The organism is Anoxybacillus sp. P3H1B, from assembly GCF_001560855.1.
In the GTDB taxonomy this organism is placed as follows: Bacteria; Bacillota; Bacilli; order Bacillales; family Anoxybacillaceae; genus Anoxybacteroides; species Anoxybacteroides rupiense.
The window spans coordinates 16,680-42,557 of record NZ_LPUG01000021.1; the positions used below are offsets into that span (position 1 = coordinate 16,680).

26 protein-coding genes are annotated in these 25,878 nt (G+C 42.8%); 21 read left to right on the plus strand and 5 right to left on the minus strand.

Annotated features, from left to right (window positions below; all coding sequences use genetic code 11):
- Positions 1-3 precede the first annotated feature (3 nt).
- The 4 genes from AT864_RS13065 to AT864_RS13080 are packed head-to-tail and all read left to right on the plus strand — an operon-like array spanning position 4 to position 4,267.
- Positions 4-1,116 carry a glycosyltransferase gene (locus AT864_RS13065; protein WP_066149513.1) on the plus strand — a complete coding sequence of 371 codons (1,113 nt, stop codon included), beginning with the start codon at positions 4-6 and terminating at the stop codon, positions 1,114-1,116.
- On the plus strand, positions 1,113-2,183 hold the full coding sequence (locus tag AT864_RS13070) for a glycosyltransferase (protein WP_066149517.1): 1,071 nt from the start codon (positions 1,113-1,115) through the stop codon (positions 2,181-2,183). Before AT864_RS13065 ends, AT864_RS13070 begins: the two co-directional genes overlap by 4 nt.
- 3 nt (positions 2,184-2,186) lie before the next feature.
- Entirely contained in the window at positions 2,187-3,050 is an 864-nt protein-coding gene (gene galU, locus AT864_RS13075) for a UTP--glucose-1-phosphate uridylyltransferase GalU (protein ID WP_066149520.1), read from the plus strand.
- Positions 3,050-4,267, plus strand: coding sequence for a glycosyltransferase family 4 protein (locus tag AT864_RS13080; RefSeq protein WP_066149748.1), 1,218 nt, complete (start codon positions 3,050-3,052; stop codon positions 4,265-4,267). The genes galU and AT864_RS13080 overlap by 1 nt, the downstream gene beginning before the upstream one ends.
- A 39-nt stretch (positions 4,268-4,306) precedes the next feature.
- On the opposite strand, the gene AT864_RS13085 is transcribed toward AT864_RS13080, so the two are convergent.
- The 5 genes from AT864_RS13085 to AT864_RS13105 form a co-directional block, all read right to left on the minus strand.
- Positions 4,307-5,644, minus strand: a complete 1,338-nt coding sequence (locus AT864_RS13085; protein ID WP_066149523.1) for a SpoIID/LytB domain-containing protein — start codon at positions 5,642-5,644, stop codon at positions 4,307-4,309.
- A 4-nt stretch (positions 5,645-5,648) separates the two neighbouring features.
- Complete coding sequence (locus AT864_RS13090; RefSeq protein WP_066149751.1) at positions 5,649-6,293, minus strand: SH3 domain-containing protein; 645 nt, start codon at positions 6,291-6,293, stop codon at positions 5,649-5,651.
- Between the two features lie 111 nt (positions 6,294-6,404).
- Entirely contained in the window at positions 6,405-8,849 is a 2,445-nt protein-coding gene (locus AT864_RS13095) for an SH3 domain-containing protein (protein ID WP_066149527.1), read from the minus strand.
- Between the two features lie 235 nt (positions 8,850-9,084).
- Complete coding sequence (locus AT864_RS13100; protein ID WP_066149530.1) at positions 9,085-10,131, minus strand: LCP family protein; 1,047 nt, start codon at positions 10,129-10,131, stop codon at positions 9,085-9,087.
- An 81-nt stretch (positions 10,132-10,212) separates the two neighbouring features.
- Entirely contained in the window at positions 10,213-10,851 is a 639-nt protein-coding gene (locus AT864_RS13105) for a YigZ family protein (protein WP_066149533.1), read from the minus strand.
- Between the two features lie 259 nt (positions 10,852-11,110).
- Between AT864_RS13105 and AT864_RS13110 the strand changes: the two genes are divergently transcribed.
- The 17 genes from AT864_RS13110 to AT864_RS13190 all read left to right on the plus strand — a co-directional run bounded on the left by AT864_RS13110 (position 11,111) and on the right by AT864_RS13190 (position 25,782).
- Entirely contained in the window at positions 11,111-12,289 is a 1,179-nt protein-coding gene (locus AT864_RS13110) for a sensor histidine kinase (RefSeq protein WP_066149535.1), read from the plus strand.
- Complete coding sequence (locus tag AT864_RS13115) at positions 12,286-12,966, plus strand: response regulator transcription factor (RefSeq protein WP_044746297.1); 681 nt, start codon at positions 12,286-12,288, stop codon at positions 12,964-12,966. Before AT864_RS13110 ends, AT864_RS13115 begins: the two co-directional genes overlap by 4 nt.
- 253 nt (positions 12,967-13,219) lie before the next feature.
- A complete protein-coding gene (locus AT864_RS13120) occupies positions 13,220-14,062 on the plus strand; it encodes a DegV family protein (protein WP_044746304.1) in 843 nt (280 codons plus the stop codon).
- A 392-nt stretch (positions 14,063-14,454) separates the two neighbouring features.
- Positions 14,455-15,957, plus strand: coding sequence for a DEAD/DEAH box helicase (locus tag AT864_RS13125; RefSeq protein ID WP_066149538.1), 1,503 nt, complete (start codon positions 14,455-14,457; stop codon positions 15,955-15,957).
- 62 nt (positions 15,958-16,019) lie between these two features.
- Positions 16,020-16,670 (plus strand): ComF family protein, encoded by a 651-nt coding sequence (locus tag AT864_RS13130; protein WP_231734657.1) that lies wholly within the window; start codon positions 16,020-16,022, stop codon positions 16,668-16,670.
- A gap of 255 nt (positions 16,671-16,925) precedes the next feature.
- Positions 16,926-18,722, plus strand: coding sequence for a hypothetical protein (locus tag AT864_RS13135; RefSeq protein WP_066149544.1), 1,797 nt, complete (start codon positions 16,926-16,928; stop codon positions 18,720-18,722).
- A complete protein-coding gene (locus AT864_RS13140) occupies positions 18,719-18,976 on the plus strand; it encodes a flagellar biosynthesis protein FlhB (protein ID WP_044746293.1) in 258 nt (85 codons plus the stop codon). The genes AT864_RS13135 and AT864_RS13140 overlap by 4 nt, the downstream gene beginning before the upstream one ends.
- Before the next feature lie 12 nt (positions 18,977-18,988).
- Complete coding sequence (locus AT864_RS13145) at positions 18,989-19,429, plus strand: YaaR family protein (RefSeq protein ID WP_044746303.1); 441 nt, start codon at positions 18,989-18,991, stop codon at positions 19,427-19,429.
- A gap of 28 nt (positions 19,430-19,457) precedes the next feature.
- Positions 19,458-19,877, plus strand: coding sequence for a TIGR03826 family flagellar region protein (locus AT864_RS13150; protein ID WP_066149547.1), 420 nt, complete (start codon positions 19,458-19,460; stop codon positions 19,875-19,877).
- A gap of 239 nt (positions 19,878-20,116) precedes the next feature.
- Positions 20,117-20,386 (plus strand): flagellar biosynthesis anti-sigma factor FlgM, encoded by a 270-nt coding sequence (gene flgM / locus AT864_RS13155; RefSeq protein ID WP_044746292.1) that lies wholly within the window; start codon positions 20,117-20,119, stop codon positions 20,384-20,386.
- A 54-nt stretch (positions 20,387-20,440) separates the two neighbouring features.
- Positions 20,441-20,935: a flagellar protein FlgN gene (locus tag AT864_RS13160; protein ID WP_066149550.1), complete on the plus strand. Its 495-nt coding sequence runs from the start codon at positions 20,441-20,443 to the stop codon at positions 20,933-20,935.
- Between the two features lie 102 nt (positions 20,936-21,037).
- The gene (flgK, locus tag AT864_RS13165) at positions 21,038-22,618 is read left to right on the plus strand and encodes a flagellar hook-associated protein FlgK (protein WP_066149553.1); all 1,581 of its coding nucleotides are present in this window, start codon (positions 21,038-21,040) and stop codon (positions 22,616-22,618) included.
- A 10-nt stretch (positions 22,619-22,628) separates the two neighbouring features.
- The gene (gene flgL, locus AT864_RS13170; protein WP_066149556.1) at positions 22,629-23,549 is read left to right on the plus strand and encodes a flagellar hook-associated protein FlgL; all 921 of its coding nucleotides are present in this window, start codon (positions 22,629-22,631) and stop codon (positions 23,547-23,549) included.
- Positions 23,550-23,569: 20 nt separating this feature from the next.
- Complete coding sequence (locus AT864_RS13175) at positions 23,570-24,124, plus strand: DUF6470 family protein (RefSeq protein ID WP_066149559.1); 555 nt, start codon at positions 23,570-23,572, stop codon at positions 24,122-24,124.
- Between the two features lie 58 nt (positions 24,125-24,182).
- Positions 24,183-24,626 carry a flagellar assembly protein FliW gene (gene fliW / locus AT864_RS13180; RefSeq protein ID WP_066149562.1) on the plus strand — a complete coding sequence of 148 codons (444 nt, stop codon included), beginning with the start codon at positions 24,183-24,185 and terminating at the stop codon, positions 24,624-24,626.
- Positions 24,627-24,854, plus strand: a complete 228-nt coding sequence (gene csrA, locus AT864_RS13185) for a carbon storage regulator CsrA (RefSeq protein ID WP_066149565.1) — start codon at positions 24,627-24,629, stop codon at positions 24,852-24,854. It abuts the gene before it with no gap.
- 115 nt (positions 24,855-24,969) lie between these two features.
- Positions 24,970-25,782 carry a flagellin gene (locus AT864_RS13190; protein ID WP_044746285.1) on the plus strand — a complete coding sequence of 271 codons (813 nt, stop codon included), beginning with the start codon at positions 24,970-24,972 and terminating at the stop codon, positions 25,780-25,782.
- The last annotated feature ends 96 nt before the right edge of the window (positions 25,783-25,878 follow it).

The following is a 25,878-nucleotide window of genomic DNA, read 5'->3' on the forward strand; positions in this document are numbered from 1 at the left end:
AAGATGAAAAAGGTGCTTGTTTATTACCCGTTTCCTTTAGCGGAGCAGGCGAATAGCGGTTCCAAGTTAAGGCCTCATGAAATGTATAAAGCATTTTGTAAATGGGGAGTAGAACAAGAGATTGAGGTAATTCTGATTGCTGGTACCTCAGTGGAGCGAGCTAAGCAATTCCAGCGACTAGTTAGCAACGGGACATTGAACGATATTTGGTTCTGCTATATGGAAAATCAAACAATTCCGTTATGGCTAACTGATCCGGGACATCGACCAAAAAAACCGTTCATTGATCGCACAATATTGCGTTATTTACAGAAGCGCAATATTCCTATTGGGGTGTTTTATCGCGATGTTTATTGGAAGTTCGATGAGCTATACCCGTTAAAAGGGTGGAGAAAGAAGCTGATGCAGATGATTTACCGCTGGGAGGAACGTTTTTATGAAACATATTGTGATGTTATTTTTTTACCAAGTATTGAGATGGAAAAATACGTGGAGATTGATCGTCCAATGATTGATCTTCCTCCTGGTGGGAAACAAAGGGTGATCCACAGAGAAGAAAATAAAGAATTGCCAGTCAAAGGATTGTATGTTGGTGGTATTAATAATGAAGATTATGGATTGTTTTTGCTTCTCGATGCATTGGAGATTGTCAATCAAAATGACTCCTTTATCCAGTTGACAGTCGTGTGCAGAAAAAATGAATTTGACGCGCTTTCTCATGAAAAAAAGGAGAGAATCAACCGTTTAGGCGTCGAAGTACGGCATATAAGTGGTGAAGAGTTAGACCGTTTATATGAGAAGATGGATTTTGCATTTATTCCAAGACTGCGCAGTGAATATAATGATTTTTCTGTACCTGTAAAGCTTGTGGAGTATTTGTCGAATATGCTTCCTGTGGTAGCTACTGATTGTTTAGCCCAGAAACGTTTTGTTGAAGAGGGAGGATACGGAGTGATTTGCGAGGATCACCCACAATCAGTGGCGGAGGCGATTCGTATAATGATTGATCAAAAAGAGCGATATCGCCAACAAATTACAGAAACATTTATGAAAAAACATTCTTGGGTTTCCAGAGTAGAAAAAGTGCAAAGAACATTAACGAGGGATGTAAAATGAAGGTTGCGTTATTAGCCCCGAGTAAGTCAATTCATACGCATAAATGGGCAAGTTTTTATCAACAAAGAGGAATCGATGTCAAAGTTATCACATTTAAAGATCATTATTCGATGGAGCATGCGAAGGAAGTCGAAACATGGGTATTACCAAAGTGGTTTCCCGGGAAATTGTCCTATATTTCGAGTGTATTCGCTTTAAAAAGATTGCTTTTAGAATTTCAACCTGATATTTTGCATGCTCATTATGTGTCGAGTTATGGACTTGTTGGTGCGCTGACAAATACTCATCCATTTTATGTTTCTGTATGGGGGAGAGATATTTATCAGTTCCCGGTACAAAATCGCTTGAATCGAGGGATAGTAGAATTTACGTTACAAAAGGCAGATGTCATTTGTTCAACAAGCCATGTCATGGCGGCAGAGACGAAAAAATATACAGATAAACATGTGGAAGTAACACCGTTTGGCGTTGATCTTACGATTTTTAAACCATTGGAGAAACAAAAAAAGGAAACTATTACGATTGGAACAGTTAAATCACTTTCCGATAAATATGGAATCGCGGATTTAATTAAGGCATTTGCCATTGTTTATAAAGAGTATCCACATACAAATTTGTTGATTGTTGGTGATGGCCCACAACGTCAAGAGTATGAACAATTGGCAGAAACGCTTGGCATTCGACATGTAACAACATTTACGGGGCGTATCCCTAATACAGAGGTTCCTGCATATATTAACGACATGGATATTTTCGCAGTTCCTTCTACAGAAGATAGCGAAAGTTTTGGTGTAGCAGCTGTGGAAGCGATGGCTTGTGGTGTACCAGTTATTGTATCAAATGTCGGAGGACTTCCAGAAGTGGTAAAAAGAGATGTGACAGGCTTGATTGTACCTAAAGAAAATCCAAGTGCTTTGGCTGAAGCGTTCCGATATCTTCTTCAAGATACGGCTTTGCGCAGCAAAATGGGTAAAAATGGAGTAAATCATGTTAAACAGCATTATGATTGGGTTGATAATGCTAATAATATGTTAAACCTATATAAAAAAACATTGAAAGGGGTGTAAGTGATGATAAAAAAAGCTGTTATCCCCGCAGCGGGACTAGGCACCCGTTTTTTGCCGGCAACAAAAGCGCAACCAAAAGAAATGTTACCAATCGTAGATAAGCCGACGATTCAGTATATTATTGAAGAAGCAGTGCATTCTGGCATTGAAGATATTATTATTGTAACAGGAAGAAATAAGCGTGCTATTGAGGATCATTTTGATAAATCAGTAGAACTTGAGATGTTGTTGGAACGGACTGGGAAACATGATATGTTACAAATTGTAGAGTCAATTTCTAACTTAGTGGATATTCATTACGTCCGTCAGAAAGAGCCTTTGGGACTTGGACATGCAGTTTTATGTGCGAAAAAATTTATCGGAAATGAGCCATTTGCTGTGTTGCTAGGGGATGATATTATTGATAGCCCTGTTCCTGCTCTCCAACAAATGATTGAGCAATATAAACAAGTTCATTCAAGTGTGCTTGGGGTAAAAGATGTACCTCGTTCCGATGTAAATAAGTATGGAATTGTAGATTATGAAGGACAAGACAATGAGCTGTATATGGTTAAGGGATTAGTAGAGAAGCCAGAGATTGATAATGCACCATCCACACAGGCAATTATTGGTAGATATATTTTGACTCCAGCGATTTTTGAAATGCTTGAACAGGTGCATCCAGATAAAAAAGGAGAAATTCAATTAACTGATGCTATTGATCGATTACTGAAGAAAGAGCGCATTTACTCTTATGTGATTAAAGGAGAGCGCTATGATGTGGGAGACAAATTTGGATTCTTGAAAGCTTCTATTGATTTTGCTTTAAAGCGCCCAGATTTAAATTATAAATTAGAATCCTATTTACGGGAAAAACTGCAACAATGATGAGAATTATCTATTTGTGCCAACACTTTCCACCTGAAACGGGTGCGCCGCAAATTCGCGTGTATGAAGTAAGTAAGGAATTGCTCAAACGCGGTCATCAAGTGGAAGTATTAACAGCATTCCCACATCATCCCAAAGGCGTGATCCCTGAGGAATATCGCGGTATGTTCTATATGTTTGAGTATTGGGATGACATTCCTGTTCATAGAACATGGATTTATCCTTCGCCTAAAGGGAGTTTTTGGAAGAGGGTGGCTTCGTATTTTTCCTTTACGTTCAGCGCTTTTTATTCTTTATGGAAATCAAAGCCGACTGATGTTATTATTTGTAATTCACCACCTTTGTTTTTGGGAATTACTGGGTATTTGGGTGCAAAGCTGAAAGGAGCGAAATTTGTCTTTAATGTTGCAGATATTTGGCCAGAATCGGCAGTGGAGCTAGGAATTTTAAAAAATAAGACATTTATCAGAATGGCTACATGGTTAGAACACTTTTTATATAGAAAATCATGGAAAATTGCAGCGGCAACAGAAGGAATTAGAGATTATATGATTCAACATGGGAAGAAGGCGAAAGATGTATTTTTATTGCCAAATGGTGTGAACACTGATGTATTTCAGCCTCTTCCTAAAAATGAGGCATTAATAAAAGAGATTGGCATAGAAGGAAAAACAGTATTTACCTATGCTGGAACAATGGGATATGCTCAAGGATTAGATTCCATTTTGCAGGCTGCTGCTCTTTTAAAGGATAAATATCCCCACGTCCATTTTCTATTTGTAGGGGATGGACAAGAACGCGAAAAATTAATAAAAATGAAGGCAGAGCTACAACTTCAGAATGTCACATTTTATGGTTCGGTGCCAGTGTCAAAGATGCCGGAGATTTTTTCTATCTCTGATTATAGTATTGTTTCGTTACGTAATATTGATTTGTTTAAAGGCGCACGTCCATCAAAAATTTTTCCAGCAATTGCGACAGGAACGCCAGTGTTGTATTGTGGTAATGGAGAAAGCGCTGAGATTTTATTAACGCACAATTGCGGGAGGATTGCCCCGCCAGAGAATCCAGAGGGGATTGCAGAAGAAATTAGAAAATTACTTTCTATTTCTCAAGAAGAATATCAAATAATGTCTAAAAATGGAAGGAGACTAGCGGTAGAAGAGTATTCTTGGAAGCGTATTGTTGATGATTTGCTAGACCATCTTTCAAAATAAGACAGAGTCTGGACACTTGCTCCAGACTCTGTTTTATTATTATTTAGAGACAGTCGTCCCTTTGAAGTAATGCTGCAAAATTTGTGTTGCAGTCCAGCCACGCTCAGCCAATGACTTTGCTCCGTATTGGCTCATTCCAATTCGGTGTCCCCATCCTTTTCCATTAACAACAATCGAAGAAACACCTCCAGTACCTGTCGGAGGAAGAGAAGTAATACCAGTTGATGTTTGGACACGAATATTTTCAGGATTAGAAATGATTAGACTTCCAGAGTTTGTTTGAACACGCTGACCATTTATTTGGGCGATAGCCGTTTTGTTGCTAGTGGTTTGTACATATAGTCCCCCACTATTCTTATTGACTGTAATGGCAAACCAGTTGGAAAGTAACTTATTATAATAACGGGAGTCGTTTAATGGGAACAAACTGCGAATAGTGCTCTCATTTCCGCTTATCGTTTTTGTTCCTGATGAGGTAACGATAGTAACTCCCCCTACTTCCCCATTAGCTCCCTTCTTTTGAATGGATATGTCATAAAGTATTGTGGAACTGTCAGTAAATCCGAAAGATTTTAAAATTGTATTTGGCGAAAAGGTAAAGGACCATGTACTATATGGCGATGATTCATATGGATCATCTACAGTAGAAAGATAAGGGTACAGACTTTGATTTGAATTCCAAACATCACCAACATTGGCCGTTTTCCCGCCGCTTGTGGAATGGAAAAAGGCTTGAATGACTTTTCCATTATACTTTACATACAAACCTTGAGTTTCGGTCACTGCTGCGTTCGTGCGGGCATCTTCACTGCTATATCCGCTGTATACTTGGCTGTTAGGATTGGTAGTGAGCGTACTTTTTGTTGCCTCCGCATAGCTTCTTGCAGCGATAGCCTGAGCTTTCAGTGCTTCTTTTGGCCAAGATGCAGGCATTTCATTTGGGACTACGCCCTTTAAATAATCCTCCATATCTACAATATTGATGACTTGAAGGCTATTATTTTTGATAGTAATGTCTGCGCTGCCCCGATACAGAGTATTATTGATTTTTAGTAGGGATAAAGCATAGACTCCTTGCGTTTCTTGAATGGTAAATCCAAGCGTAGAAGAGTCGAGCGTTGATCCATTAGTGATAGTGACCCCATTTAATGTATATTTTACGGTAAGCGTTGTATTGTTGCTCAGTGGTGTAATCGTGCCTTTTTGTTTGTTGAATAATTGGTAGTTTCCATTTATTGTTATGGATACAGAACTTCCTTGATATAAAAGAACATTGACAGGATTAGGATATGAAACAACACTTAAAGCCTTAGGTGAGCTAGGCAAAAAAAAGAATAACATTAAACTGGCAGCGATCAGAGAAAACATATATTTCATTTGATTACTTCACCTCGCCTAAATAACCAGCCATCCAACCTCTTTTTCCATTGCTTAATTGAACGTTATACCATACTTCACCTTGGCTGTTAGTAAAAGATTGAATGTAGAGGAGAGATGTTCCTTTTCCAACAGTTTCAATAATTGGATAGGATGTACTTGCCCCTTTCCTAATATTTGTTTGTGCTGAGGTGACGACTGTTTTTTGCGTATTGCCTGTTGTGCTATTAGGAGATGTCGATACATCGCCAGAATAGACCCAGCCTTTTACAGTGGAACTAAGCTGAACGTTATACCATAATCCTTGTGAAGAAGAGAAAGAAGTAATTACTTTTAATGAATCCCCTTTGTTTTTATAGCTAACCACTTTATAGGAAGTGCTTGCTCCACTACGAATAGCCACATTATTTTGGATCACGTAAACGGTTGATGGCAAGGACGGGGATTGGTTAGCAAGCTGTTGCTTTAAGTTATCAATTTCTTTCTGTTGGGCAGCAATCGTTGCCTGTAGGCTTGTAATTTGTGATTTAATCGGGTTTAATTGGGCTGTTACCCAGTCTACGCTAGCCAAGATGACTTCTTCAGACGCCTTCATAATAGAAGGAGTGAAACAAATAGAACCTATCGTTATTCCGATAGCTAGTCCCATAGACACTACCCATTTTTTTGTTTTCACTGTTAAAGCCTCCTCGTATTTTTTGTGTAAAGAGAAGTTGCTTCAAAGTATGGTGATTTGAAGCAACTCTTTTATCTTTAAAATTTAAAAATTATTAAAATATTCTTCCAGCCCCTGACGAATACCGGCTGCTGCTTTTTGACGGAATGCTTTAGTTTTTAGTAAGGCCTCTTCTTTTGGATTGGATACAAATGCTAATTCTACTAGAATACTAGGCAATTCATTTTTACGATTGACATAGAATTCTTGCTCTTTATATCCACGATTTGAAGTCCCTAATTGTGATACTATATATTTTTGAACATATTGAGCTAATTTCACACTTTTGGGACCATTGAAGTTGGTAGATACATTATAATAAGTTGTTGTTCCAGATGATGTACTAGAATAAGAGTCAGCATGGATGCTAATAAACGCATCGTAGTCAGAACTGTTAGCGATTGTTGTTCGTTCAGCTAACTCCAAGAATACATCTGTACTTCTTGTTAGCTTAACAATAGCTCCATACTTTTCTAATTCAGCTTTCAGGAGCAAGGCTGTATCTAAATTAATATCTTTTTCCTTTAAGCCAGTTGGGCCAATTGCGCCTGTATCATGTCCGCCATGTCCAGCATCAATGATAATTTTTTTTCCTTTTAATCCAGTTTCGAGAATTTTTATAGAAATGCGATCACCATAATTACGAATCGTGAATGTATATCCTGGTGAAAATGTTAGGATGAGCGAAGAGTCAACTTGTTCAATGGATTTTATCCCCTCGATCTTGAATGTGGGAATGTCAGAATGAGAAAACCCTCCGGTAATTTTTAAACGATTATCTGATAGAATTGAGTAGGATACGCTGAAATTATTAGTTTTGCTCCATTCTATATAGCGGTCTGTTCCACTGGTTTTGAGTTTAGGCTGAATTAGGCTATTGGTAGCTACTGTAGAGGTTTTACCTTGTGGTACCCACCCGCGTATACCAGAGGAAGTTTCCACATAAATCCATCCATTATAACTATATAAATATAGTAGTCGCTCGTTTGCACCTAGATTTCTTACCACTGCGTAAGATTCTGATGCGCCGCGGCGAAGCGGAACACTTGATGTGGCTGCATATACATATTTTGGTGTGCTTATTTCAAATTCTGGCATCCATCCGATTTTTCCTGTTGAGGAAGTAACTTTGATCCAGTTAAAGGACGTATCATTCACTGTTTGCATCATAGTAACCTGAATGTTTTTTGGTATCTTCTCGATAATTTGTGCTTTGAAAGATGGTGATTCATAAACAACAGCTCCATTTGTAACCACTGCCTTCTTTTGAGAAGATGGTATCGTATTAGATGATGTACTGGTGCTTTTCACTTGAACCACTGTTTCATGCACCCAGCCAACTTGATTATTTGAAAGAACGACTTTATACCATTTGGCACCTTGCGAATCTGTTGAAATGTCAACACCTGTTAAAGAAACACCATTTTTTAACTGTGTTAACACTTTAGCGTTGGTGGATGGGCTTTGTCGGACATTTGCAACAGATACGCTAATGGACAACTGGTATGTTTTTGTCTGCTGTTGGCTGTCAAGGCCATTAGGAGCTGCAACGACCACTGCGTTTTTTAGCGTTTCTTCAGGTACCCATCCTTTGATTTTTTCGGTATCGATACGATACCATAAGTGCTTAGTAGTAGTCACAAACAAATCGATTACAGCGATGGTTTGCCCTTTACTGATAGTGGCCACTGTTTGATATGTATCGCTTGCTCCACGTCTGACCAAGGCTGTTTGGCCAACAGAATAATAGGTTGGGAGCTTTTCTGGCAGATGATCGGAGACATATAACTGGTTAGTACGTATCCATCCTTTTTTTCCAGATATATCAACACGATAATATGTTTCGTTGAGAGAATTTGTGTATTCGTCAATGATTTGAACTATCTCACCATTTCTTAATGTTTGTACCACCTCATATGATGAAGAGGCCCCTTTGCGTAGAGCGACCCCATTTTCAAGAGCAACGGCTAATTTTCCTATGTTTGTTTTTTGAAGAGTAAGCTGTTTTGCCCAAATCCATCCGGTAAAGTTATCAAATTGGACTCGGTACCATAGCTCTCCAGCTGCATTTGTAAATTCATCTATGACTAGTACCTGTTTTCCTAAAGGAACAGAAGTCACAATCGGGTAGGACGTAGTTGCACCTTTACGTAATGTGGCTGTTTCACTTGTTATCATTAGATTTCCAACATTTGTTTCTTTTTGAGCAGTGAGTTGTTCTGCTAAAATCCATCCAGTAAAGTTATCAAATTGGACTCTATACCACAATTCTCCAGACGCATTTGTAAATTCATCTATGACTAGTACCTGTTTTCCTGAAGGAACGGAAGTCACGATTGGATAGGATGTAGTTGCGCCTTTACGCAATGTAGCTGCTTCGTCTGTTATCATCTGTACAGGATATTGCTTAGACGATGAGTCGTCAGCAGAAGCAAAGGTTGGCCATATACAACAAGTTGCAACAATCGTAGAAGTAATCCATTTTTTCACGCTATCCCTCCAAACTCTATAATTTTCTGAAGCTATTATTTATAGTAACCGATTTTTGTCGAAATTTCCAATCGGAATAAAGTGCTAAACGTGCTATCTGAAATCATTTATTAGTTTTTTAATGAATGAAAAATAAATTTCTTCACTACTATTTTCCCTTGATTTCTTCATTTTTCTATTTTTTACGACGGATAATAGTAAAAAAGACCCTAGTTCTTAGGGCCTTTTTAAATAGCTAGTTGGAAGATTTAGTTGAATCCATTTCGACATTATTTTGTGTGTATGAAGTATCCTTATCATTTTCTAATGCTTGTTTGAGCGTTTCGTTGATTTCAGCAACAGATTGTTCATCTGGAATATAATAGTAAATATTATCGATATAGTTGTCGTATCCTTTTAGCTGTAGATTCTCAATTGGAACATCTTTCATTTTCTGATATAGATAAATGAATGAAAGTAGATCCGAAGGAGGAATATTTGTCCGGACATTGTCCCCTAAATGATTGATAACATCATCAAGCTTTGATAGGGAGCTAATGGATGATCCCTTTTCGATAATGGCTTTAATGACTTGTCTCTGCCGTTCGTTTCTTCCTAAATCTCCTTTTGGATCTGATTTTCGCATTCTTACATATGCTAACGCTTGGTTTCCGTTTAGCTCCATTCTGCCTTTATGAAATGTGTACTTTTTCAAAGAGCCAGTAAGCTGCGCACTAAATGTAAACGGTACATCAACTGTAACACCACCTAGTGAATCGACAATTTGCTCAAAACCCTCGAAATTTGTTGTGATATAGTAATCAATCGGAACATCAATTAGTTCGTTAACTGCAGCGATTGTTGATTCGATGCCACCATAACTATAAGAATGGGTTATTTTATCCTTCTTTCCTTCTTCTGTTATATAAACTCGTGTATCACGTGGAATGCTTAACATGTATATTTTCTTCGAAACAGGATTTATAGTTAAAAGCATAATCACATCGGAGCGGCCTTTTTCATCATGATACTGATTTTCCACACCTACAAGTAAAATGGTCATGGGATCTTTTTTTATTTGAATTTTTTCAGTTCGTTTTTTGGATAATTTAGAAAAATCCAATGCTTGGTAAATTTTTTCGCTTGCTTTTTTTGTTTCAAAGTATATATGGTAGGCAAAGGCACTTCCTGAACCAATTAGCAAAAAAAGAATGACGAAGATGAGAAAGCGAAACTTTTTTCTTTTTTTCTTTTTTCTTTTTTTTATTTTTAAAGACTTTCTATTTGTTCTTGAATCATTCATAGGAACCCTCTTTTCAACTAAAGAATAAAATGATTAATCGATACTCTACGATTAACTAGTATGTGTCTCATAAGTGAATAGTTAAAATTCGATTGTTTTTTCCAAATATGTTACTTCTCCTTCTCTTATTTCCGACTTTGCATTGGTTAAATCGGTGAGCCATTCGCAAAACGGCTGCTTGTTGTTTTCTTCGACAAATACCTCGATTTCGACATGATCTAGATAGTGAATGGCTTTCACATCATAAATGGAGGAGCGAAGGGCATTCTCCACTTTACCAAGCCAATTGTAATCGATCGCAACATGCATAATGCGCATGAGGCGGCGTTCAACAATTTCCGCTGCTTTCAGCCCTTCGGATACCGCTTTGCTGTAAGCGCGGACGAGACCGCCGGCTCCAAGCTTAATGCCGCCAAAATAGCGAGTCACAACGACAACGGTGTCCTTTAGTCCTTTTTTTCTAAGCACTTCGAGCATCGGAACCCCAGCCGTGCCGCTCGGTTCACCGTCATCATTCGCTTTTTGGATGTGGTCATGCTCGCCGATTAAATAAGCAGAGCAGTTATGCGTCGCATCCCAATGCTTTTTTTTGATTGTTTGAATGAACTGAGTCGCTTCCTCTTCCGTTGTTGCCCGATTGGCATAACAAATGAATCGCGATTTTTCGATCACGATTTCACTTTCTCCATATCCTTTTACGGTATAATATTTATGCAGCAATGATGAAACACCTCGCGATCATGCGGCACGCTGTTGCATATGTTTTTATTACCAATTTAATTTTTGGCGATAAGTTGCGTGAAACATGCTATACTTAAAAAAACAAGTATATGCCGTCGCCTACCGGTCGGGAACAGGTAGCGAAAAAGCATCTTTTTCTATTATAAATCGACAGCTTTTTTCCTTCAAATAAAACTTTTCGTTAGAAAAATTTGTATGATCTCTTGATACTTTTTTGTATAAGCACGGAGGATTTCGTATGTCTTTGCCAAAAAAATTAAATGCGAAGGAATTAGATAAAATTGTCGAAAAAATGGTAAAAACGGTTCATCATAGCAAAGATGAAATTTTTCAGATCGGCGAACGGTCCCGCCATGAGTATGAGCATTTGATCAAGGAGCTAGAGGAAACAAAAACGCAAGTCAGCCTGATTATCGATGAAGCAGATCGGCTGGAGGTGCAGGCGCGTCTGGCCAGACAGCGCTTATCAGAGGTGAACCGCCATTTTTCACGCTATTCCGAAATGGAAATCCGCGAGGCTTATGAAATCGCGCACGAGCTGCAAATGAAGCTGACGATGATTCGCGAGCAAGAAAGGCAGCTGCGGCTGCGGCGCGATGAATTGGAACGGCGTTTAGCCGCACTAAAAGAAACCATTGAACGCGCCGATCATTTAATTGGACAAATCACCGTTGTCCTGAATTATTTGAACAGCGACTTTCGCCAAGTGGGCGAGTTTATAGAAGGGGCCAAACAAAAACAGGAGTTCGGTTTAAGGATTATCGAAGCTCAAGAAGAGGAACGCCGCCGCTTATCGCGGGAGATTCACGACGGTCCTGCCCAAATGCTCGCCCATGTGATGATGCGCTCGGATTTAATGGAACGGATTATTCGACAACGCAGTGTCGATGAAGCGGTTCAAGAATTGCGGGATTTTAAAAAAATGGTACGTTCTGCACTTTACGAAGTGAGAAGAATTATTTATGATTTAAGGCCAATGGCGCTTGATGATCTGGGCTTAATACCTACCCTCCGTAAATATTTGCAAAATGTTGAGGAGTATAACCAGCAAACGAAAATTTCTTTTGTACATATTGGGGAGGAAAAACGATTGCCTGCCCATTTTGAGGTGGCGATTTTTCGCCTTGTCCAAGAATCGGTGCAAAACGCACTGAAGCATGCGGAGGCATCTGAGATTCAAGTGAAGGTAGAAATGAAGCAGCAGTATCTTTTCCTAATGATTAAAGATAATGGAAAAGGATTTGATGTGAAGAAAAAGAAGGAAAATTCCTTTGGATTGATTGGGATGAAGGAACGAGTAGAATTATTGGAAGGAACGATGAATATCCGTTCACAAATGGGTGTGGGAACAACCGTGTTTATTCAAATTCCGCTGTTAGAAACGACACAAACAAGAAGGGAGAGGATCGATCAATGAAAACACGCATCGTTATTATTGATGACCATCAATTATTTCGCGAAGGAGTCAAGCGGATTTTAGAATTCGAAGGACAATTTGAGGTAGTAGCGGAGGGAGCGGATGGCAGTGATGCGCTCGAGTTGGTGCAAAAGCATCAGCCGGATATCGTGATTATGGATATTAACATGCCGAATACGAATGGAGTGGAAGCGACGCGGCAGCTGGTGGAAACGTACCCTGACACAAAGGTGGTGGTCCTTTCCATTCACGATGATGAAAATTATGTGATGCATGCGCTGAAAACAGGCGCGACAGGCTATTTATTAAAGGATATGGATGCGGATACATTGATAGAAGCGGTCAAGGTCGTAGCAGAAGGCGGATCTTATTTACATCCGCGCGTGACGCATAATTTAATTCAAGAATACCGCCGCCTCGCCGCAGGAACGAGCCAGAAGGTCGAAAAAACATCGCGCGAGGTATGTCTGCCGCTGCATTTGTTAACGCGCCGGGAGTGTGAGGTGCTGCAGCTTCTTGCGGACGGCAAAAGCAACCGCGGCATTGGCGAGGCGTTGTTTATAAGTGAAAAAACGGTGAAAAATCATGTCAGCAATATTCTTCAAAAACTAAATGTAAATGACCGTACACAAGCGGTTGTTGTGGCGATCAAAAACGGATGGGTGGAGGTCCGCTGAGCGCCAAGGCTGTCGAGAATTCGGCAGCCTTTTTTTGTAATGAAATCCATCTTTTTTTCCGCTACAATGGAGGTAAGGAAGACGGGCTGATCATCCACATGCAGACCGTTTCCATTCGCTCATGCCGATGGGGACAAACTGAAAGAACAGGCTAGTCAAATGAGAAAGGTCCTGCATGAGCGAATTGGTGCAGCGTATCCGCTGTGACGATGGATCAGCAAAGGCCATAATCAAAATAAGGAAGGTATGAATGATGAGGACAGCGATTGTCACGGATAGTACGGCATATATTCCGAAAGACGTGCGCGAAGCATTGCACATTTATATGATTCCATTAAGCGTTTCCTTTGGCAATGAAGCCTATCGGGAAGAAGTGGATATTCATGCGGAGCCATTTTTCGAAGAAGTGAGGCAGCATAAACATTTGCCGACAACATCGCAGCCGTCGATCGGCGCATTTGTTGAGCTGTTTGAAACGCTGGCCAAGCAATATGACGCGGTGGTAAGCATTCATTTATCAAGCGGCATAAGCGGTACGTATCAAGGGGCGTTAACGGCAGCAGGCATGGTAGAAGGCCTTCAGGTGTACGCGTATGACTCGGAGATCAGCTGCATGGCACAAGGCTTTTATGCGATGGAGGCCGCTGAAATGGCGCTGGCGGGCAAGCATCCCCAAGAGATTATTGCCCGCCTGGACGAAATCAAAACCTCGTTGCGCGCGTATTTTATGGTGGATGACTTAATCCATTTGCAGCGCGGCGGACGGCTGAGCAGTGCCCAAGCGTTTATCGGCAGCCTTTTACAGGTGAAACCGCTGCTTCATTTTCAAAACAAAGTCATTGTGCCGTTTGAAAAAATCCGTACGCGCAAAAAAGCGATCAAGCGGATCGAGGAGCTGCTCGCCGAGGATGCCAAGCTCGGAGTGCCCCTGAAAGCGGCGATTATCCATGCGAACCGCTTGGAGGAAGCGGAGGCGTGGAAGCAGGAGCTGGCGCAAACCTATCCGAATGTGGAATTTTTGATCAGCTATTTCGGCCCGGTCATTGGGACGCATCTGGGCGAAGGCGCGCTCGGGCTCACTTGGTATCGCCCATAAAGAGCTTCATCATCATGGAACGGGACATCAAGTCCCTTATCTAAACGGATGGGACCGTCCACATGCCAATCGCCAAGCCATCGATCGGCGGCATCAGCGGGAAACCGAAAAAGCATCAATGCTGCCGAAGCAAGCAGTACGGACCGCTTCAGAATGTTGATAAACGCTTTCATCTTGCATCATCGGCTCATGAACGTTTGAGTTCGGTTCGCGTTTTCACTCGGCTGCGTTCCTGATCTGCTAAGCGTTTTGATGCAACCGACGCAATCCATAAAGGCTGTTAAAATGGTTGAAGCCAAAGTCTACTGTGGGCTTTGTCTTCAACCGAAAACCGTCAGTTCCGCTTTTTTCTTTAGGCAACGATTCGCCAAAATGAATCATGGAGGGATAAGATGCGTTTTGTGTTTGAACAGGGCAAATGGCTTCCAGAAGCGCTGGCAAAGGAAAAGCATAAAGACCGCCGGCCGATTAGCCGTCTGCCCGATCTCCCTTCTTGCGAGAAAAACCCCGAATTTCCCTTTTCTCCTACTCTTCTTGCCTTTCTTGAAGGCAGACAGCTTCTCATAGATGATCTCCCTTTTTCACTGGAACAGATTCAGGCCCATTATGAAAATGGTTATTTGCGTTATCAAAAAGGCATTACTCAAACCGAGCGCGGCGGTTATCGCTGTGAACGATGCGGAAATGAGCGCGCCCATCTTTTTGCCTCCTTTCACTGCGCCCGCTGTGAAGAGAGCTGTACGTATTGCCGGCAATGCTTGATGATGGGAAGGGTGAGCGAATGTACTCCGCTTGTCGTTTCTTGTGTGAGCCCAAAGCGAATCGCTTATGACCGTCCGCTTGTTTGGAGTGGCAAACTTTCCCATGCCCAGCAAGCGGCGGCGGAAGCGGTCAAACAAGCCATAGACCGCCATGATGAATTAACGGTCTGGGCTGTTTGTGGGGCGGGGAAGACAGAAGTGCTTTTTCCCGGCATCGCCCATGCCCTAGAGCGCGGCAGACGCGTCTGCATCGCTACCCCCAGAATGGATGTCGTATTAGAACTGGCTCCGCGCTTCAAGCAGGCGTTTCCAACGGTTCCCATCATTGCTTTATATGGCGGAAGCGAGGATCGTTTCAAACAGGCCCCTCTTGTCATGGCGACCACGCATCAGCTGCTTCGTTTTTATCGCGCGTTTGATGTCATGATCATCGACGAAGTCGATGCTTTTCCTTACTCTGTGGAGCCGATGCTGCAATATGCAGCTGCCAAAGCCCGCTGTGAACCGTCCGCTTTGATTTATTTAACAGCGACTCCCCATCCAGCATGGCAACGGGAAATTCAAAAGAACAAGCGAATGGCGGCGACGATTCCGGCGCGCTATCACGGCTATCCTCTCCCGGTCCCTGCTTTTGAATGGTGCGGACATTGGCGAAAGCAAGTGCAAAAAGGAAAGCTTCCCCGCAATGTGCTGGCCTGGGCAAATGAGAGAATCCAAGGAGGGAGACCAGCCCTGCTATTTGTTCCGCATATTGCCCTGCTGCAGCAGGTTGTGCAAATACTTAAGCAGCTGGATGCGCGGATCGAGGGGGTCCACGCCGAGGATAGCGCCCGTAAGGAAAAAGTGCACGCTTTTCGTCAAGGAGCGATTCCGCTTCTCGTCACGACGACGATTTTAGAACGCGGCGTGACGATTCCTCGCCTCGATGTGGCGGTATTAGGAGCAGAGGATGACCTATTTACAGAGGGCGCGCTTGTCCAAATTGCCGGAAGGGTGGGACGAAGCGCCCAGCATCCAAACGGAGACGTCCGCTTTTTTCATTACGGAAAAACAAAAGCGATGATCGCCGCGAAACGGCAGATCGTTCGCATGAACCGTCTGGCTCAAGAAAGGGGGTTATTAAAGAGTCCATGAGCGAACATTGTTTGTTGTGCCATCGGCGTTATGCGCAGCGAATGAGTTGGAGACATTTGTTGATGTTGAAACAGACAGATGTGCTTTGCTATGAATGCCGCCGCTCTTTTGCCCTTATTGCTGGCGATCTATGCGAATGCTGCGGCCGGCCGTTTGACCGCGTTGACGAATCGTATCGGCAAGGGGAATTATGTGCCGATTGTGTCCGCTGGAAGCGTGACAACGCATGGCGCGGTGTGTTAACGAAAAATCGATCTGTATACGTGTACGATGCTTTTATGAAAGAGGTGATTGCCCGCTGGAAGTTTCGTGGGGACTATGCGCTCGTTGAAGCGTTTCGCACTGATATGTGCCGTGAATTTTTCTGCCACTTTCCGCGCGATTCACTCCTCGTCCCGATCCCGCTAAGTTCCGCACGTTTATACGAAAGAGGCTTTAATCAGGCAAAAGCGCTTGCCGAATTGCTCGGCTGTCCGATTTTAGACGCATTAGAACGATTCGATTCCGCAAAGCAGTCAAAAAAATCAAGGCATGAGCGGCTTGAAACGGATCGTGTTTTTCACTTGCGTTCGGATGTATTGCTGCCCGCCGATGCTTCATTTGTGCTGATCGATGATATTTATACGACAGGAACGACGGTCCGCCATGCGGCTCGAATGCTGCGGGAAGCCGGCGCTGCCGCCGTTTCCTCTTTTACCCTCGCGAGGTCGTAATTTGATTGGATTGGCTCATAAACATTCATCGTGATTTGCCGATATAAAAAGTAGCAAAAACATGAGTGTTGATGATTCGCTTTTGTATAAAAATCCTATTGCTTTGATAAGTACAATAAATGGATTGCAGCGTTGATGCACAAGACCGCTGCTCTTTCATGGTTGGCGTTTTGTGCACGAAGAGGCGCGTTTTTATGGAATAAGACTGTTCATCAACATGCTTGAGCATAGATCAGAGAGCGGAGTGTGAAAACCATGCAAATTTATCATGATTGGATGGTGCAGACATCCATCGCTTCCCAGGATGGAACGGCCCCGCTCAAAGAAGGGGATACCGTTTTTGTGGCCATCAAGGAAAAAGTCAGCGCAAATGAGGCGATTGTGACGATCAGAGGACAGGATCGCTATGTCCGCTTTCAAGGGGACATCCCGGACAAGGAAAAGCTCGTTGTCCAAATCACGGGAATGGATCGTGATGTTCTTGAAGTTAAAGCGGTTTCGCCCTCGGCAGCCGCTCAAGCGATGGCCGGAAATTCGTTGGCTCCAATCGAACAGCTGCTAAGAAAGCAGGGCTTGTCTCTGACCCAGGCAGAGCGGGCGGCTCTTAAAAGCTTCTTGGAAAAAACAAAAGGAACGATGGCTGAAAAGCTGGAAACGATTCAAGCTCTCGCCAGCAAAAAGCTTCCGTTGACGTCCCTCCATATGCAAGCGGTTCATGAAGCGCTGCACGGAGAGCCGCTAGGTGATCTGTTGATGGAGCTCATGGAGGAGACGATGGAGTCACCAGCAGTGAAAGAGACAAGCCCGGAGCCTCCAAGTGACCAGAAAAACGGAACGGCTGCCGAAAACACATCAAGCTGGATCGGAAATGAAACCGATTCAGGCACCAATATGGAAACGGTTCAATGGACGTACGGCCATGAGGAATGGTTTAGCGGAATCACGCCGCAAGCAAAGGAGTTTGTCGTGCGAACCGTCACGGAAAAAATGGCGCAAGCAACGGGCGAGTTTCAAAGCTGGCAGCGGGAGATCGGCCAAAAGCTGGAGCAAGCAGCGTCCATATTGACCGCCCGTTCGACTCAGGTCCGTTCGCAAGCAAGGATGTCGATCGAAGCGGCTGTTTATACGCTTGATCGCATGATTTTACACGGAGAATGCATGATGTTTGCCGATATGGGAACGGAAAAACAGCTTCTTCAGGCAAGCGCAAAGCTGGCAGAAGCGAAGCAATTGATTTCAGCTGGAAAATGGAGCGATGCCGCATCCGTCGTGCACGAGGTAAGGCAGACGGTCTCCTTTCTCCATTTTCAACCAGCGGATGTCAAGATTCAGCGCTTTGTCTCAGAGATGCAGGCCTCTCCACCTGCTTCCGTGTCTAATCAGCCGCTCGCTGGGCAAATAGGACGGATGCTTCCGGCAACAGCGGATGACTTTTCCGCACGAGGGATATTTGAGCAGTTGCGCTTATTGGGGATGCATCATGAAAAAGAAATCGCGCAGGCCGTGATGACCCAAACCGGACCGCTGCCAAGCAAAAATATGAAGTCCCTGCTCCTCAGCGCCGGAGAGGGGGGGTACGGCACAGCTTCGCAGGCAGAGCGGGCGGTCTTAAATCTGACAGGCCAGCAGCTATTGAGCCGGTTTGAGGCAAAAAGCCACACGCAAACTATGGTATATCAGCTCCCACTGATGATGCGAGATCAAATGGAAACCGTTCACGTCTATTTGAATTCGCGCAATGAGGACGGAAAGTTAGATTGGCAAAATTGCAGCTTATATTTTTTATTGGATACGGAACAATACGGAAAAATCGGATTGCTGCTGCAAGCTGCGGAACGCAACTTAGCGATTACGGTCAAGACCGATCATGAGCAAGTGGAAAGCGCGCTCAAGCCGCTCATGGAAGCCGCTAAGGAGCATTTAAATGAAATCGGCTACCATGTAACGAAAATGACCTTTGCGAAAATGACGGAGTCAGCGGTTTCTTCCTCTTTACAAACTCCGTCCGCAAGTGAGAAACTTCAAGAGAAAGGTTATGATATAACGGTATGAAGCATCCATATGAAACATATGCTTCGGCATTAAGCCGCTACGAAGAAGAAGCAGAGCGTCTATTGGAAACTCTTGAGCCAAGCGGAAAAATGGGAAAAGAAATGATCGAGCACGCTGAAAAGCAAGGTATTCCCATTCAAAAAGATGCCACTCTTGTCGAGCATTTAGCCGACCCGCAGCAGCGTGTTCCTTCCCAGCTTTATGCGGTGATCGGAGAAATTTTGCGCGTCATAAAGAACATAGAACAGAAATAGAGGCGATGTATGGTGGAAGTCCAAAAAGTGACAAAGCCGAATATGATCAAGACAACTCAGCCAAAGGAAACGGTTCCTTCTGCCTCCGTATCCTTTGCTGAGGTGATGGCCAAAAAGCAGGATGATTTAGTGTATGAGCGATTCCAGCAGCTTGTCCAGCAAATTGCCGACCAAGGAAAAGTATTGGCTGAATCGCATTCAGTTGAGGATTTGCGGAAATACAAAAAGCTAGTCAAAACCTTATTGGACGATGCAGTCAAGCATGGCTTGCAGCTGTCCGAACAGCGCAGCTTCAGCTGGAATGGGCGCCAGCGCTTATATAAGCTCGTGAAAGAGGTGGATCAAAAGCTACTCGACTTAACGAATCAAGTATTGCAAAATGAAAAGGATGGGATGGGGATTTTACGCGCCATTGGCGAAATTCAAGGGCTAATTATCAATGTTTACACGTAAATGAGCGAAGGATTGGGGGATGGCGACAGTGAATCTAGAAAATTGCCCGAATTGCGGCCGATTATTTGTCAAAAATCAGTTTCGTGATATTTGCGACCTATGCTATCGAGAGGAAGAAAAAGAGTTTACGAAGGTGTATAACTATATGCGAAAGCGGGAAAACCGCATGGCGACACTGTCGGAGGTAGTGGAAGCAACCGGTGTGTCCGAACGCCTGATTATTAAATTTATTAAATCGGGACGGCTCCAGCTCGCCAACTTTCCGAATTTAGGCTACCCTTGCAGCCGCTGCGGCACGATCATTCGCGAAGGCAAGCTTTGTGTTTCGTGTAAACAAGACCTCAGCCAGCAAGTGGAGCAGCTGCAAAAAGAAGAAACAAAAAAGAAAGAGAGCAGCCGGCCGACGACCGTATATTATACAAAAAAAGACGATCCAAAAGACTTCTAAATCTAGCCGCTTTTATCTAGAGAAAATCCTGTTAAGCGGACGGAGCCGATTTGGTAGCTTCAAAGCGACAGGGGCGGTTTGGTTATTGTTCAAGTCGCCCTGTAAGAGCATGAAGTTTTTTGTCTCTTCTTTGTTTGGCGGATAAGGAACTTCTCAGGCCATCTATTAAAACATCGAGAATCGTTGCCGATAATATAAGTAAGAAGCAACGAATCGGACGAAGAAAAGGAGGGTTGTCCGTGCGCATCAACCAGAACAATATCTCGTCACCGGGAGTTCATTCCTATAGACATTATGCGAACCAAGAGATTCAGAACGGTAAGACTGGCAAAAAGCGGGATCAAGTCGAGATTTCCGCAGAAGCGAAGGAATTACAGCAGCATCCCCAATGGCAGATCGAACGGGAAAATAAGGTGCGTCAGTTGAAAGAACAGGTACAGTCCGGCACCTATAAAATCGATGCCCATGCGGTGGCTAAAAGCATCTATGACTACTATGCCCGATCATGAGGCACAGAGCCCAACAACGAACGGAAAGCGGAGTTTCAGGAGAGGAGGGGTTTCATGTCTGCCGCGCCGCTGATTCATTTATTAGAAGAGTATGTGGAGTTGCATAAGCATTTGCTGCATTCAGCCCACAAAAAAACGGACGTGTTAAAAAAAGGAGATATGGAAGCCCTAAAGACGATCATCCAGGATGAACAGAAACATATTTTTTTGATCAGCCAATTGGAAAAAAAGAGAAGCGATGTGATTGCCGCGCTTTTTCCTCGCTCCAGCACAGCGGAAGAGCCGCCGACATTGGCCGCTTGCATCGAGAGGGCCGCTGAACCGGAGCGGAGCGAGCTAAAGAAACGGCAGGAAGAGCTATCAAAGGCCGTTCGAGAGCTGAAGGAAGCGAATGAGCTCAACCAGCAGCTCGTCCAGCAATCGCTGCAATTTGTTCATATGACCTTGGATTTGCTTTTGCCGCAAACGCCCGAAATCAACTACCAGAATCCCCATTCTGCTGCTTCGGGATACGAAAGCGGACGTTCGTTGTTTGACTCAAAAGCATAAGCGGATCAGATTTCGCGTTTCTCAAGCGCTTGGCTGATTCGAATCTCAAGTATAGCCCCCGCAAAGCTTCGGAGCGGGGCTTCAAGGAGTGGAGAAAAGACAATGGGTTCAACCTTTCAAGGATTGGAAATCGCCAAACGCGGCATGTCGACGCAGCAAATGGCGTTATACGTCACAGGAAATAATATTGCCAATGCCAACACGCCAGGCTATTCGCGCCAACGCGTCAATTTTACCGAAACGGAGCCGTATCCTCCAGCCTCGATGAACCGCCCGCAAATTCCCGGACAGATGGGGACCGGAGTCGAAGCCGGCTCGATCCAGCGCGTGCGGGAGAAGTTTTTAGATCTGCAGTACAGAGACGAGGCAACGAAATTGGGATATTGGAGCACCCGTTCTGATGCCATTGCGAAGATGGAAGATATTATGAACGAGCCAAGTGATTTTGGGCTAGGAAAAGTAATGTCCCAGTTTTGGCAGTCATTGCAGGATTTAAGCACAAATCCCGAAAATGAGGGCGCTCGTGCTGCTGTTCGTCAAAGAGGAGTAGCGGTGGCAGAATCTTTTCGGTATCTTTCGAATTCCCTTTCGAAAATCTGCACGGATTTAGGACAAGAAATTAAAACAGGATTGCTTGAAGTGAACTCCATTTTAAAACAAATTAGTGAATTAAATGACCAAATTAAAGCAATTGAACCAAACGGTTATTTACCGAATGATCTTTATGACAAACGTGATGCTCTTGTGGATGAATTATCAAAATTCATCAATGTAAAGGTGGATACAGTTCCTTCAGGTGGCAATTCTCTTGATATTGCTGAAGGAATTTATGAAATTTCTATGGTGAATGGTGATGGATCTTTAATGAAAATTGTCACACAAAACGGATTTTCCTCTTTCTCAGTGGATCCTGCTGTTTCAGGCGATCCCACCAATCCCGACGGATATATTTCACATATCCAAATTACTGATGAACAGGGAAATACCTCCTCTCTCTTGCCTGATCAAATAGCATCTGGACGAATGAAGGCGTTAATTGAGATGTATGGCTATGGCACAGGCCCCGACAATATAAAAGGGTACTATCCGGATATGCTGGCGGATTTAGATAAAATGGCTTATTCGTTTGTTACTATGTTTAATTCACAGCATCAAGCTGGGTTTGATTTAGAGGGAGCTGCTGGAGAAGATTTCTTTAAAACGTCAATCGGATCTCCTCCAGAGAAAGGGGCAGCGGCTACTATTGAAGTATCTGCTAGCATTATGGCGAATTTATCAAAAATTGCTGCTTCTTCTAAATCTGGAGAAACCGGTAACGGAAGCAATGCTCTTTACTTAGCAATGATTAAGGACATCCAAATTGCAAGCGGAAGTGCTACCCTTCCAAGCGGAGATACGATTAGTGTTCCGATTAACGGGGGAACCGTACAAACGTTTTATCAAGGGCTTATTGGAAAGCTTGGTGTAGATGGTCAGCAAGCGAAACGCATGGAGACCAATGCGGAAACGCTAGTTTTGTCGGTTGAGAATAATCGGCAGTCGGTAAGCTCAGTATCTCTTGATGAAGAAATGACGAATATGATTAAGTTCCAACACGCTTATAATGCAGCAGCCCGGCAAATCACGGTCATTGATGAGATGCTTGATAAAATCATCAACGGAATGGGCATTGTAGGAAGGTAGGTGGTTTATAATGAGAGTGACGCAGTCAATGCTTGCCAATAATATGCTTCGCAATTTATCAAACAGTTATGAAAAGCTTGGAATATATCAAGAACAGCTGACAACGGGAAAAAAGATTACACGTCCATCTGATGATCCTGTGGTTGCGATGAAAGGAATTGCTTACCGTGAAGGCTTAGAGCGTGTACAACAATATCAGCGCAATATTGGCGAGGTTAATAACTGGATTGATAGTGCTGACGATGCCCTTGATCAGGTGGGCCTTGCTTTGCAGCGTGTGCAGGAGCTGATTGTTCAAGCGTCTACCGACACGGCAACTCCTTCAGATCGCCAGAAAATTGCCGATGAAATCGAACAAATTCAAAAACATATTGTGGATGTGGCTAATACGAAGATAGGAGATAAATATATTTTTAATGGCGCTGATACAAAAAATCCGTTGTTTACTTCTTATCCTGAAAGCACTGGAACAGCATTGGGATTAAATCCTAATGCTAATACAAGTGATGTAGAAATCGAGGTATTTGACGGAATTAAGCTTGATGTCAATATTAATGGTAAGGATTTATTTGCTGGTGCAACAGGACAGGACGGGCTTGTTGGCCTATTGCAAAAAATAAAAATCGATTTAAGGGACGGAAGTAAAACAGGAGACGATATCGATAACTATTTAGGAGATATTCAAAAGCAACAAGATGTATTATTATCTGCGCGTTCGGAGCTGGGGGCCAAACAAAATCGAGTAGAAATGATGGAGAATCGCTTATCTTCGCAAGAAGTGATTATGACAAAAGTCATGTCTGATAATGAAGATATTGATTACGAAAAAACGATTACGAATCTTATTTCACAGGAAAGTGTGCATCGTGTTGCGTTAAGTGTGGGTGCGCGTATTATTCAGCCGACTTTAGTTGATTTCCTGCGTTCATAATAAATAAAAAAGGTGAGAGCATGGATTTTCCGCAAATACAAATTCAAACGACTAAAGCCATTCTTGGGTTAAACATTCAAAGGCCTATTCAACAAATAGAGCAGCCTAAAGCTGATCTGAATATTAAGCAGCCACCGGCAACGGTTTTGATAGATTCAAAGCCTGCCCGATTAACAATTGATCAATCGAAAGCTTGGAGCGATATGGGGCTCATTGGTCCGTTAGCTTCTTCAAGAGAATTTGCTCAGGAAGGGCGACAGGCAGTGTTAGAAGGCATTTCTCGGCGTGCGCAGGAAGGGGATCGGTTGATGAAAATTGAAGATAAAGAAAATGTCATTGCGGAAATGGAAAAAGAAAAAGGAATAAGGCTTTATAGCGGTCTTACTATAAAATTTATTCCTTCTGTGCATAGCGTCAAAATCGATTATCAACCGAGCGAAGTAAATATTGAAGTCGATACAAATAAACCGATTATCAGCGTGAACATGAATCGGCCGATTCATGAATATACACCTGGTAAAGTATCAGGTTATATGATTCAGTATCCGTCCATTAAAATCGATGTTAAATATTGAGAAGCGGTACCGTTGCGGTGTACCGCTTTTTTTGTGAAAGGGAAGAAAGGGGTATAGTATGAAAATTGTATCGAAATTTCTAGGAGAAGTGGAAATCAATGATGACCAAATCATTCATTTTCCTAACGGATTACCGGGGTTTGAAACAGAAAAACAATTTGCTGTTTTGCCACTAGAGGATCAATCTGCTTTTGCCATTTTGCAATCCGTTGGTCACAGCCATGTGGGATTTGTTATTGCCTACCCTTTTGCTTTTTATGCTAACTATACTTTTGAATTGACTGAGGATGATATTTCCAAGCTGAAACTGGATTCTCCAGACGACTGTGTAACGTATGTCATCATGACATTAAGAGAACCTTTTATTGATTCGACTCTGAATCTCAAAGCGCCCATAGTCATTAATATAAAAGAAAAAATCGGCAAACAACTGATTCTTCATGATAGCGATTATCCGATCCGTTTCCCGATTTCAACTGTACATGGGAAGGAGGAAGTATAATTGCTGGTGCTTACGCGAAAAAAAAATGAATCGATTATGATTGGGGATTCCATTGAAATTAAAGTGCTTTCAGTAGAAGGGGAACAAGTGAAGCTCGGGATTATTGCCCCCAAGCATGTTGATATACATCGCAAAGAAATCTATTTATCTATTCAAGAAGAAAACAGGCAGGCTGTCGACATTTCAACAAAATTATTGCAGCAATTAAAAAGTAACAAAAAAAGCTAAAAAGCATTAAACATTTCGCGAATGGTACCGATATAAAAAATGGAGAGCAGGGAGATCCTGTCTTCCAATTCTACAAGGATGTAGAAAAATATCAATTCAAGGAGGAATTTCGAAAATGAGAATTCAACACAACATCTCTGCGTTAAACACGCACCGTCAATTAGCGTTCAACAACACTCAAGCTGCGAAAAACCTTGAGAAGCTTTCTTCTGGCTTCCGCATTAACCGCGCTGGCGACGATGCAGCAGGTCTTGCCATCTCTGAAAAAATGCGCGGCCAAATCCGCGGTTTAGAAATGGCATCTAAAAACGCGCAAGACTCTATTTCTTTAATTCAAACAGCTGAAGGCGCATTAACGGAAACTCATGCTATCCTTCAACGTATGCGCGAGCTTGCTGTACAAGCATCTAACGACACAAACGTAACGGCTGATCGTGAAGCAATTCAAAGTGAGATTGATCAACTTGTTTCTGAACTTGATCGTATAGCTGGTAATACTGAATTTAACACGCAAAAACTTTTAAATGGATCTTTTAGCGGAAAAGTGTTCCAAATTGGTGCAAACAGCGGCCAAACTATTACTTTATCAATTAGTAATATGGACTCTTCTTCTTTAAGTGTGAACAGTCTTTCAGTAAGCACAGCTTCAGGTGCGCAAGATGCGATCACTAAAATTAACACAGCTATTGAAACTGTATCAAAAGAGCGTTCTAAACTTGGTGCGGTGCAAAACCGTTTAGAACACACAATTAACAACCTTGGCGCCACTTCTGAAAACTTAACAGCTGCTGAATCACGTATCCGTGACGTTGACATGGCGAAAGAAATGATGGAGTTCACGAAGAACAACATCTTAATGCAAGCTGCGCAATCAATGTTGGCTCAATCCAACCAAATGCCGCAAGGAGTATTGCAGCTATTACGGTAATTTGGATTGGAAGGGCGTCTAGCCTGGAAACGGGCTAGATGATGACTGGGTGAATTGCTGGGAAGCCCTAAAGCCTTCCTTGCCACAACGAAGCTG

Coding starts and splice junctions, on each gene's coding strand:
- AT864_RS13090 (WP_066149751.1), bottom strand. CDS start 6,293: ATGGGACTAGCTATCGGAATAACGATAGGTTCTATTTGTTTCACTCCT.
- AT864_RS13120 (WP_044746304.1), top strand. CDS start 13,220: ATGAGGACAGCGATTGTCACGGATAGTACGGCATATATTCCGAAAGAC.
- AT864_RS13080 (WP_066149748.1), top strand. CDS start 3,050: ATGAGAATTATCTATTTGTGCCAACACTTTCCACCTGAAACGGGTGCG.
- AT864_RS13100 (WP_066149530.1), bottom strand. CDS start 10,131: ATGAATGATTCAAGAACAAATAGAAAGTCTTTAAAAATAAAAAAAAGA.
- AT864_RS13115 (WP_044746297.1), top strand. CDS start 12,286: ATGAAAACACGCATCGTTATTATTGATGACCATCAATTATTTCGCGAA.
- AT864_RS13175 (WP_066149559.1), top strand. CDS start 23,570: ATGGATTTTCCGCAAATACAAATTCAAACGACTAAAGCCATTCTTGGG.
- galU (WP_066149520.1), top strand. CDS start 2,187: ATGATAAAAAAAGCTGTTATCCCCGCAGCGGGACTAGGCACCCGTTTT.
- AT864_RS13130 (WP_231734657.1), top strand. CDS start 16,020: ATGTTGAAACAGACAGATGTGCTTTGCTATGAATGCCGCCGCTCTTTT.
- flgK (WP_066149553.1), top strand. CDS start 21,038: ATGGGTTCAACCTTTCAAGGATTGGAAATCGCCAAACGCGGCATGTCG.
- AT864_RS13110 (WP_066149535.1), top strand. CDS start 11,111: ATGTCTTTGCCAAAAAAATTAAATGCGAAGGAATTAGATAAAATTGTC.
- AT864_RS13065 (WP_066149513.1), top strand. CDS start 4: ATGAAAAAGGTGCTTGTTTATTACCCGTTTCCTTTAGCGGAGCAGGCG.
- fliW (WP_066149562.1), top strand. CDS start 24,183: ATGAAAATTGTATCGAAATTTCTAGGAGAAGTGGAAATCAATGATGAC.
- AT864_RS13135 (WP_066149544.1), top strand. CDS start 16,926: ATGCAAATTTATCATGATTGGATGGTGCAGACATCCATCGCTTCCCAG.
- AT864_RS13070 (WP_066149517.1), top strand. CDS start 1,113: ATGAAGGTTGCGTTATTAGCCCCGAGTAAGTCAATTCATACGCATAAA.
- AT864_RS13125 (WP_066149538.1), top strand. CDS start 14,455: ATGCGTTTTGTGTTTGAACAGGGCAAATGGCTTCCAGAAGCGCTGGCA.
- flgL (WP_066149556.1), top strand. CDS start 22,629: ATGAGAGTGACGCAGTCAATGCTTGCCAATAATATGCTTCGCAATTTA.
- AT864_RS13190 (WP_044746285.1), top strand. CDS start 24,970: ATGAGAATTCAACACAACATCTCTGCGTTAAACACGCACCGTCAATTA.
- AT864_RS13160 (WP_066149550.1), top strand. CDS start 20,441: ATGTCTGCCGCGCCGCTGATTCATTTATTAGAAGAGTATGTGGAGTTG.
- AT864_RS13085 (WP_066149523.1), bottom strand. CDS start 5,644: ATGAAATATATGTTTTCTCTGATCGCTGCCAGTTTAATGTTATTCTTT.
- AT864_RS13140 (WP_044746293.1), top strand. CDS start 18,719: ATGAAGCATCCATATGAAACATATGCTTCGGCATTAAGCCGCTACGAA.